Below are 9,210 nucleotides of genomic sequence, written 5' to 3'. Positions count from 1 at the left end.
ACGGGCAGGATCTTGGAGATGACGCCCTTGTTGCCGTGGCGGCCGGCCAGCTTGTCGCCGTCGGTGATCTTCCGCTTCTGGGCCACGTAGACGCGCACCAGCTCGTTGACACCCGGCGGCAGCTCGTCGCCCTCCTCACGGGAGAACACGCGCACCGCGATGACCTTGCCCTGCTCGCCGTGCGGCACCTTCAGCGAGGTGTCACGCACTTCGCGGGCCTTCTCACCGAAGATCGCGCGCAGCAGCCGCTCCTCCGGCGTCAGCTCCGTCTCACCCTTGGGCGTGACCTTGCCGACCAGGATGTCACCGGGGACGACCTCGGCGCCGATGCGGATGATGCCGCGCTCGTCGAGGTCGGCCAGCACCTCCTCGGACACGTTGGGGATGTCGCGGGTGATCTCCTCGGGGCCCAGCTTGGTGTCGCGGGCGTCGACCTCGTGCTCCTCGATGTGGATCGAGGAGAGCACGTCGTCCTGCACCAGGCGCTGGGACAGGATGATCGCGTCCTCGTAGTTGTGGCCCTCCCACGGCATGAACGCCACCAGGAGGTTCTTGCCCAGCGCCATCTCGCCGTTGTCGGTGCAGGGACCGTCGGCGATGACCTGGTTGACCTCGACCCTGTCGCCCTCGGCGACGATGGGCTTCTGGTTGAAGCTGGTGCCCTGGTTGGAGCGCTTGAACTTCGCCACGCGGTACGTCGTCCGCGTGCCGTCGTCGTTCATGACCGTGATGTAGTCGGCCGAGACCTCCTCGACCACACCGGCCTTCTCCGCGCTGATGACGTCGCCGGCGTCGGTCGCGGCACGGTATTCCATGCCGGTGCCGACCAGCGGCGCCTCGCTCTTGAGCAGCGGCACCGACTGGCGCTGCATGTTGGAGCCCATGAGCGCGCGGTTGGCGTCGTCGTGCTCGAGGAACGGGATCATCGCGGTGGCCACCGACACCATCTGGCGCGGCGACACGTCGATGTAGTCGACCTCCTCGGCACGCGCGAGCTCGGTCTCACCACCCTTGGTGCGGACCAGGACGCGGGCCTCGGCGAACGAGCCGTCGGGGTTGAGCGTCGTGTTGGCCTGCGCCTTGACGTAGCGGTCTTCCTCGTCGGCGGTGAGGTAGTCGATCTGGTCGGTCACCTTGCCGTCGACGACCTTGCGGTAAGGCGTCTCGACGAAGCCGAAGGCGTTGATCCGGCCGTAGGAGGCCAGCGAGCCGATCAGGCCGATGTTGGGGCCTTCGGGGGTCTCGATCGGGCACATCCGGCCGTAGTGGGACGGGTGCACGTCACGGACCTCGAACCCGGCCCGCTCACGCGACAGACCACCGGGGCCCAGCGCGGACAGACGCCGCTTGTGCGTCAGGCCGGCCAGCGGGTTGGTCTGGTCCATGAACTGCGACAGCTGCGAGGTGCCGAAGAACTCCTTGATCGAGGCCACCACGGGGCGGATGTTGATCAGGGTCTGCGGCGTGATCGCCTCGACGTCCTGCGTGGTCATGCGCTCGCGGACGACGCGCTCCATGCGGGCCAGGCCCAGGCGGACCTGGTTCTGGATGAGCTCGCCGACGCTGCGCAGACGACGGTTGCCGAAGTGGTCGATGTCGTCGACCTCGACGATGACCTCGCCGTTGGCGCCCGGCATGGACTCCTCGCCGGCGTGCAGGCGCACGATGTACTCGATCGTGGCGACGATGTCGTCCTCGGTCAGCGTGCCCAGCGTGATGTCGGCGTCGACGCCCAGCTTCTTGTTGATCTTGTAGCGGCCGACCTTCGCGAGGTCGTAGCGCTTGGGGTTGAAGTAGAGGTTCTCCAGCAGGGTCTGCGCCGACTCCTTGGTCGGCGGCTCACCGGGCCGCAGCTTGCGGTAGATGTCGAGCAGGGCGTCGTCCTGGCCGGCCGTGTGGTCCTTCTCCAGGGTGGCCCGCATCGACTCGTACTGGCCGAAGCGCTCGAGAATCTGGTCGTTGGTCCATCCCAGTGCCTTGAGAAGCACGGTGACGGCCTGCTTGCGCTTACGGTCGATGCGCACACCGACGCTGTCGCGCTTGTCGATCTCGAACTCGAGCCAGGCACCCCGCGACGGGATGACCTTGCAGCCGTAGAGATCCTTGTCGGATGTCTTGTCGACACTGCGTTCGAAGTAGACGCCGGGCGAGCGGACCAGCTGCGAGACCACGACTCGTTCGGTGCCGTTGATGATGAAAGTGCCCTTGGGCGTCATGAGCGGGAAGTCGCCCATGAACACCGTCTGGCTCTTGATCTCACCGGTGGTGTTATTGATGAACTCCGCCGTCACGAACATCGGGGCGGAGAAGGTCATGTCCTTCTCTTTGCACTCATCTACGGAGTACTTCGGCGGCTCGAACCGGTGATCCCGGAACGACAAGGACATGGTCCCCGAGAAGTCCTCGATAGGACTGATCTCTTCGAAGATCTCTTCGAGACCCGACTGGGTCGGGACGTCCCTGCGCCCGGCCTGGCGAGCCGCCTCTACCCGGGCCTTCCACTTCTCGTTTCCGAGCAGCCAGTCGAAAGACTCGGTCTGCAGAGCGAGAAGGTCAGGAACTTCGAGAGGCTCCTGGATGCGCGCAAAAGAGACGCGACGGGGACCAGCGGGTACGGCGGAGGCGTTGCGCGAGGCTGCCAACAGATGTCCTTCCGAGGGCTCGCGGCGGACTGACTACACGCACGCCAGACAACCTCGCAACGTGAGCAAGCATCGCGGGTCGTCAAAGGGCAGCGCAAAGGGGCAGTGTAGCCGAACGGCACACGCCTGTCCACTTCGCCCTCGCTGCATGCTCCACGTTGGTCGCAGCATCGCCCGTTCAGGCGGATACGTCAAGCCCACAAGCCCGACTTTTAGCCGACTCAGGGCCCGGACGCTGGGTTTTCTCCCCTGTGTGACTGATCGCCTACCGCCAGGCCCAAGACGATACCCGCGAACGGGGGCGGTTAACGCTCCGTCACACCGGGGTGCCAACCCATGCCGACAACCGGTGTTGCGATGACCTAGGTACCCCTGGCATAGGCTGCACCAAACCTGAATTTTGGTAACAATTGACGGTAGCGGCGCGCCCGTGATCTCCAGGGCCTCACGCGGTGCCCAGCAGCGTGGACAGGCCCGCCACCAGCCAGCGCGAATCTTGCCGGACCATGACGAACCTTGCCCGGTTCTGGGTGAACTCTTGCTGGAGTCCTTCTTTACCGGGGATCTCCTTGACCGTACCAGTGTTCACGAAGAGCAGAACCTCTACCCTGTCGGGCTTGGCGCGCTCGATCCCGGCCGCCGCCACGGCCACGCTCTGGACGATCTTCTGCTCCTTCGCCCGCGACACGAGAGTCCTGGTCAGCTCCTTGTAGTGCTCGGTCAGCTCGCCCGTCGTGAACATGCCGGCCCGCGCCAGGTCCTCCTCGATCGTGCGGTAGTCGTACGAGAGCAGATCGGGCGCGAGCCTCTTGGCCTCGGCCACCGCCGCCCTGGCCGCCGTCTCGGTCTCGCGCAGGTCGCGCAGGTTGAACCACATGGTCGGCACGAGCACCGCGCCCACCGTCACGAGCAGGCTCAGCAGCACGATCGCGAAGATCCTCACGGCACCTGCACCACCTTCGACACCAGCCACTGCCCGCCGCTCTTGGTCAGGTCCATCTGCCAGCGGTAATAGCGCTCCTGAGGCGCGCTGCGCGACCCCTCCCAGCGGATCTCCACATCCGCGACGACCAGCACCCGCGCCGTGGTGGCGGTCATCGAGACCAGGCCGGTCGCACGGAGCACGCCGTGCTGGACGACCTTGTTCTCGAGCGTGGTGTTCCTGAGCTTGCCGAGGTTGGCCTCGTACTCCTTCTTCGCCGCCCCCGTCGAGGTGTCGAGTATGCGGCGTACGTCGGCGTCGACGCTCTTGTGGTCGAGCGACATCAGGTTCTTCGCGTGCTCGCCCGCCGCCGCCAGCGCCGCCTGCCTGTCGCCCGACCTGCCCTGCTCGTCACGCGCCTGGGCGGCGATCCACACGCCCGTGCCCACCAGGACCGCCAGGACCCCGCTGAGCGCCGCTATGAGGATGCGGGCGGGCCGAGCACCGAGTCCTGCCACCTGTGCTCACTCCCCTCCCGGCCGGCCGCTGCCGGATCATAACGCGACACCCGCCGCCTAAGCCCCCTAATCGACAGAGGCGGTCTGGGACGGCAGGGAGGCCCGCTCTCGGGCAGGAAACGGGCACAGAGCGCACTTGCCCCACCATTCATGCCTAAGCCCCGCAAATGCCTCCAGAGGGCCCTGAGAGCGCCCTGGAAGCGCATTGAGGGCCTGGAGGGTTGCGAGGACCGCGGGGGAACCTGGGGGCCAGGTGACGCCGTGCAGGGTCGCCGGCGCCGCTCGGTGCGCTCGGGGCAGGTGATGCCGCGAAGGTGCGCCGGCGGGTCAGGTGACGCCGTGGAGGTGTGCCTTAAGCAGGCGGGGGTACTCCCGCAGCCAGTCGCGGCCCTGCTCGTCCACGAACGACCCCTCGGGCGGGGTCACCCCGTTGGCCGCCAGCCACTCGCCGGGCGGCCGCTGCGTACGGCGGATGCCCCCGCCGGACGGCATGAGCTGCGGCGGGATCGGTGGCAGGACACCGGGATCGTGCCCCATCCGCGCCTCGGCCTCCAGCTCCGAGACGTCCTTCTCCTCGGACATCCCGATGGGCCCGTGCCTCCTGGCGTTCATGAACTGCCGCACCACAGGCTCGTCGCTGGACAGCAGCATCTCCCGCGGCCCGAACATCACCAGCTCCCGCCGGAACAGCAGCCCGATGTCGTCGGGCACCGTACGGGCGGTGTTGATGTCGTGCGTGACGATCAGGAACGTCGCCTCGATGTCGGCATTGATGTCCACGATGAGCTGGTTGAGGAACGCCGTACGGACGGGGTCGAGCCCCGAGTCCGGCTCGTCGAACAGGATGATCTCCGGCTCCAGCACCAGCGCCCTGGCCAGGCCCGCCCGCTTGCGCATGCCGCCGGAGATCTCCCCCGGCAGCTTCGACTCGGCGCCCAGCAGGCCGACGAGGTCGATCTTCTCCATGACGATCTGGCGGATCTGCGTCTCGCTCTTCCGCGTGTGCTCGCGCAGCGGGAAGGCGATGTTGTCGTAGAGGTTGAGCGAGCCGAACAGGGCGCCGTCCTGGAAGAGCACGCCGAAGAGCCGGCGCAGCTCGTAGAGCGTGTTCTCCTTACAGGTGGCCAGGTCGTGGCCGTCGATCCAGATGTGGCCGCGGTCGGGGCGCAGCAGGCCGACCAGCGTCTTGAGGAAGACCGACTTGCCGGTGCCCGAGGGGCCGAGCAGGACAGAGATCTCGCCCGCGGGCAGCGTGAGCGAGACGTCCTCCCAGATGACCTGCCGTCCGAACGACTTCGTCAGCCCGTCCACCACGACTTCGACGCCCACCTGGTCACCTTCCGGTCGCAGGATGTGCTCGGGACGTGACGCACCCGCGCCACCGCCTTCACGGTAACGGCGGGCCGCCTGACGAGAACCTGTTCCAGCAGCTTGTTACCGGGCGGTTATCGCGGGTCCTGCCCGGTGAGCGCGCGCAGGCTCGGGCGCAGCAGCCGGGCGATCTCGTCCTCGGGCACGTCGCGCAGCTCGTCCAGCTCCAGGAGCTGGTGGCCGACCGTGACACCCAGCAGGACCAGCGTCATCAGCGCCGCACGCAGCCGCGCGTCCTCGCCCGGCAGGGTCTCCGCGACCCGGTCGATCTGCTCCCCCAGCGCCCGGCGCGCCGAGACCGCGGCCTCGGGGTGGGTGAGCATCGAACGCAGCATCGCCAGCCGGCTCTGCGACAGCTCGCCCAGCTTCATGGGCAACGTCTCCAGCAGCCCCTCCACGGCCTCCTCCACGGCCTCCTCGACGGCCGCCTGAGCACCGCCAGGATCCGGCCCTCGCACCTGCCCCCCACCGGACCCGCCGCCTGGGGCCGGCGTCACCTCAACGGCCCGCTGGAACAGCTCCTGCTTGCTGCCGAAGTACTGCATCACCAGCGCGGGATCCACTCCCGCCGACTTGGCCACGGCCCTGATGGTGGCGCGTTCGTACCCCATGTCGGCGAAAAGGGACCGCGCGGCGTCGAGAATCCGCGCCTCCGTCCTGCGCCGCCGCTCGGCGCGCGGAAGCGCCGTCTCCTCAGCCACGCCCCGACTCTACATGCGTTGACCGAACCTCAACTGCCGCTCTACGCTCGTTGAGTCAACGACCGTTGAGCGAATAGGTGATCGTCCCATGTCCGTCGAAGAGATCGTCACCGCCTACCACGCGGCCATGCTGCACAAGTCCCCCGACGAGCTGGCCGACCTGTACGCCGAGGACGGCCTGCACGAGTTCCCCTTCGGCGCGGCGCCGCCGTTCCAGGGCAGGGAGGAGGTCCGCCGGGGCTACCACGCGATGTGGGACGCCACACCGTTCGAGATCGACGAGGTACGCCGGGTCGCCGTGCACCGCACCGAGGACCCGGAGGTGGTCGTCGTGGAGCAGACCGTCCACGGCACGGTCGCCGGCCGCCACCTGACCGTCCCCGGCCTCCTCGTGCTGCGTGTCAGGGACGGCGGCATCGTCCACACCAGGGACTACATGGACACCAGCGCCATCGCCAGGATCCGCGACGCGGCCTGACCGGCTCAGGAAACGCGAAAAGAGGCGGCACACCCGGCACCAGGGTGTGTCCGCCTCTTCTCGTTGAGCTGTGCGTGAAGCGAAGGGGAAGTTACTTCACGGTCACGGTGGCGCCGGCGCCCTCGAGGGCAGCCTTGGCCTTCTCCGCCTGCTCCTTGTTGACCTTGCCGTCGAAGACCGGCTTCGGAGCGCCGTCGACCAGGTCCTTGGCCTCCTTGAGGCCCAGGGACGTCAGGGCGCGGATCTCCTTGATGACCTGGATCTTCTTGTCGCCGGCAGCCTCGAGGATGACGTCGAACTCGTCCTGCTCCTCGGCCGCGGGGGCCTCGCCGCCGGCAGCGCCGGCAGCCGGAGCGGCGGTGACCGCGACCGGGGCGGCGGCCTTGACGTCGAAGGTCTCCTCGAAGACCTTCACGAACTCGGACAGCTCGAGGAGGGTCATCTCCTTGAAAGCGTCGAGCAGCTCGTCGGTGCTGAGCTTCGCCATGATGGTTTCCTTACGTTAGGACTTGCTAGAAAACTGGGAACGGGACCGCGGTGTGCTGCGGCAACCCCCGTGCTACTCGCCCGCCTCGTCGCGCTTGGCGCGCAGGGCCTCGGCCAGCTGAGCCATCTGCGTGGGCAGAGCGGCGAACATCGCGGCCGCGGCGCTCTGCTTGGCCTTCATGGCACCGGCCAGCTTCGCGAGGAGAACCTCGCGGGACTCGAGGTCGGCAAGCTTGGTGATCTCGGCGGCGTCGAGCGCCTTGCCCTCGAGGACGCCACCCTTGATCACCAGGAGGGGATTGGCCTTGGCGAAGTCACGCAGACCCTTGGCCGCCTCGACAACGTCGCCGTTGACGAACGCGATCGCGGTCGGACCGGTGAGCAGGCTGTCGAGGCCCGCGACGCCGGCCTCGTTGGCCGCGATCTTGGTCAGGGTGTTCTTCGCCACGGCGAACTTCGCATTCTCACCGAGAGCAGTGCGCAGCTCCTTGAGCTGAGCGACGGTGAGACCGCGGTACTCGGTCAGAACGGCGGCGGCGCTGCCTTCGAACTCGCTCTTGAGCTCGGCAACCGCTGTCGCCTTATCCGCCCTCGCCATGGGCCTCCTTCCAGATGTGCCACCGGCGAAGGCCCCCGACATGAGAACAGCCCCGGGCGCAGGGCGCACGGGGCTCACGCACACGGAATGACCATGTGGGAAACTCGCACCACACCTGCGCGGGCCGTCCACATGACGTGGATCCTTCGGTCGCCAGATTTAGAGCACCTGACGACGACCGGCGGTCTTCGGCAACGACCAGCGTACGTGCTGGCCGCCGAGTTTCCAAATCGTTCTCAGTTGGTGGTGTTCTTCGGCAGCTCGCCGACCTGGTCGGCGGGCGGGGCCTGGATGCTGACCGGCTCGTTGAAGCCCTTGAAGAACAGGGTGGCGTCGAGCGTGGCGCCGTCCTTGGAGCCGTTCAGGGCGATCTTGCGGGGCAGGCCGTCGGCCGCCACCCACATGTCGAACTTGATGTCCTTCAGCTCGGCCAGGCCGTCACGGGCCTGCTCCTGCTTGTCGGCCGGCAGCTGCTGCACGGCGGCCTCCACCGGGAAGGTGCCGCTGTAGTGGGTGGTGTCCTCGCCGTTGACGGTCTCGTTGCCGGCGGCCTTGACGTCCTGCGAGGCCGTGATCAGCTTGGTCATGTTGCCGAGGTCGAACTGCTGGACCTGGGTGAGCACCTCGTTCACCTCGCCAGAGCCGCCGTCGGCGTCCTTGAGCGGAACCTTGATCCACGGCTTGGTCGCGCCCAGGAGCTCCTTGAGCGCCTCGACCTTGACGTAGACGGTGTCGCCCTGCAGCACGGCGCGGACACCGCCGGGCACGCTGCGCTGCCCCATGTCCACCGTGTCGAGGGTGAGGTCCGCCGCGAGCTGCGGCTTGCTCTGGTAGAGCATGCGGCCCTGCACCTTGCCGCTGCCCTGCTGGGGGTGCGTCAGGTTCACCACGGCGTCGACCGTGTAGCTCGTGACCTCTGCGGTCTTCTGCGCGGCCTGGGTGAGCACCTCGGACGCGGCCAGGTTGACCTGGATGGGCTGGGCGTTCGATCCACAACCGGCGACCGCGGCCACGACTAGTGCGGCTCCGGCCGCGGTCATACTTATCGTGCGCATCAGCATGTCCTTGACCCTACGTTTACTTTTCCTGCTGTGGCGGCTTCCCCCGACAAATAGGGGAAAACCCAGGGTTATCCCTCACACGCCCTGCACACTTCCCACACACCATAAAAACCCCCAGCTCATCTGGCTCCCTTCCCCCGCAGAGACACCCCAAGCACGCCGCTGACGCCCGCCGAGCGATGCGGGGGTAGCGGGAGGATGGAGACCGCCGGCGACACCGCCAGCGCGCCTCTCAACACGGCTGAGGAGTGTCCGGACAACGGGACCGACCCAACGCCCCTCCTCCCACCGAGGACGGCTCCGAGGGCTGAGGGCGGGCACACCAGCTGCGCGAGAGGACGAGCGCGAACACCATCGGCCGGCCCAGCCGGGGCACCGCAACGCCCCTGCGCAGGAAAGGCGGGGGCGGAACCACAGCGTCCCCGTGCCAACG

General features: G+C 67.6%; 9 protein-coding genes. 1 reads left to right on the top strand and 8 read right to left on the bottom strand.

What is annotated here, in order from left to right:
* The 5 genes from rpoB to AB0K28_RS34790 all read right to left on the bottom strand — a co-directional run.
* A partial coding sequence (gene rpoB / locus AB0K28_RS34810; protein WP_364378246.1) for a DNA-directed RNA polymerase subunit beta occupies positions 1–2,642 on the bottom strand: 2,642 nt, incomplete at its 3' end.
* Between the two features lie 445 nt (positions 2,643–3,087).
* Positions 3,088–3,585: a hypothetical protein gene (locus tag AB0K28_RS34805; RefSeq protein WP_364378244.1), complete on the bottom strand. Its 498-nt coding sequence runs from the start codon at positions 3,583–3,585 to the stop codon at positions 3,088–3,090.
* Positions 3,582–4,082, bottom strand: coding sequence for a hypothetical protein (locus AB0K28_RS34800; RefSeq protein WP_364378242.1), 501 nt, complete (start codon positions 4,080–4,082; stop codon positions 3,582–3,584). The genes AB0K28_RS34805 and AB0K28_RS34800 overlap by 4 nt, the downstream gene beginning before the upstream one ends.
* Before the next feature lie 327 nt (positions 4,083–4,409).
* Positions 4,410–5,411, bottom strand: coding sequence for an ABC transporter ATP-binding protein (locus AB0K28_RS34795; protein WP_364378240.1), 1,002 nt, complete (start codon positions 5,409–5,411; stop codon positions 4,410–4,412).
* A gap of 116 nt (positions 5,412–5,527) precedes the next feature.
* On the bottom strand, positions 5,528–6,154 hold the full coding sequence (locus tag AB0K28_RS34790; RefSeq protein WP_364378238.1) for a TetR family transcriptional regulator: 627 nt from the start codon (positions 6,152–6,154) through the stop codon (positions 5,528–5,530).
* Positions 6,155–6,242: 88 nt separating this feature from the next.
* Here AB0K28_RS34790 and AB0K28_RS34785 point away from each other — a divergent pair, with 88 nt between their 5' ends.
* A complete protein-coding gene (locus AB0K28_RS34785; RefSeq protein WP_345395613.1) occupies positions 6,243–6,632 on the top strand; it encodes a nuclear transport factor 2 family protein in 390 nt (129 codons plus the stop codon).
* A gap of 91 nt (positions 6,633–6,723) precedes the next feature.
* On the opposite strand, the gene rplL is transcribed toward AB0K28_RS34785, so the two are convergent.
* From rplL to AB0K28_RS34770, 3 genes are all read right to left on the bottom strand, one after another.
* Positions 6,724–7,119, bottom strand: a complete 396-nt coding sequence (gene rplL, locus AB0K28_RS34780) for a 50S ribosomal protein L7/L12 (protein WP_345395610.1) — start codon at positions 7,117–7,119, stop codon at positions 6,724–6,726.
* Between the two features lie 72 nt (positions 7,120–7,191).
* A complete protein-coding gene (gene rplJ / locus AB0K28_RS34775; RefSeq protein ID WP_345395607.1) occupies positions 7,192–7,716 on the bottom strand; it encodes a 50S ribosomal protein L10 in 525 nt (174 codons plus the stop codon).
* Positions 7,717–7,952: 236 nt separating this feature from the next.
* Positions 7,953–8,777 carry an LppX_LprAFG lipoprotein gene (locus tag AB0K28_RS34770; protein WP_364378235.1) on the bottom strand — a complete coding sequence of 275 codons (825 nt, stop codon included), beginning with the start codon at positions 8,775–8,777 and terminating at the stop codon, positions 7,953–7,955.
* Between the last annotated feature and the right edge of the window lie 433 nt (positions 8,778–9,210).

The sequence above is a fragment of the Nonomuraea sp. NPDC049504 genome (assembly GCF_040676845.1).
GTDB classification, from domain to species: domain Bacteria; phylum Actinomycetota; class Actinomycetes; order Streptosporangiales; family Streptosporangiaceae; genus Nonomuraea; species Nonomuraea salmonea.
Note: the sequence above shows the minus strand (reverse complement) of the source record. Positions and strands in the feature narration are given on the sequence as shown.

What these genes read in the sequence shown, in the direction of transcription:
- AB0K28_RS34785 (WP_345395613.1), top strand. Translation starts at nt 6,243, where the DNA reads ATGTCCGTCGAAGAGATCGTCACCGCCTACCACGCGGCCATGCTGCAC.
- rplL (WP_345395610.1), bottom strand. Translation starts at nt 7,119, where the DNA reads ATGGCGAAGCTCAGCACCGACGAGCTGCTCGACGCTTTCAAGGAGATG.
- rplJ (WP_345395607.1), bottom strand. Translation starts at nt 7,716, where the DNA reads ATGGCGAGGGCGGATAAGGCGACAGCGGTTGCCGAGCTCAAGAGCGAG.
- AB0K28_RS34770 (WP_364378235.1), bottom strand. Translation starts at nt 8,777, where the DNA reads ATGCTGATGCGCACGATAAGTATGACCGCGGCCGGAGCCGCACTAGTC.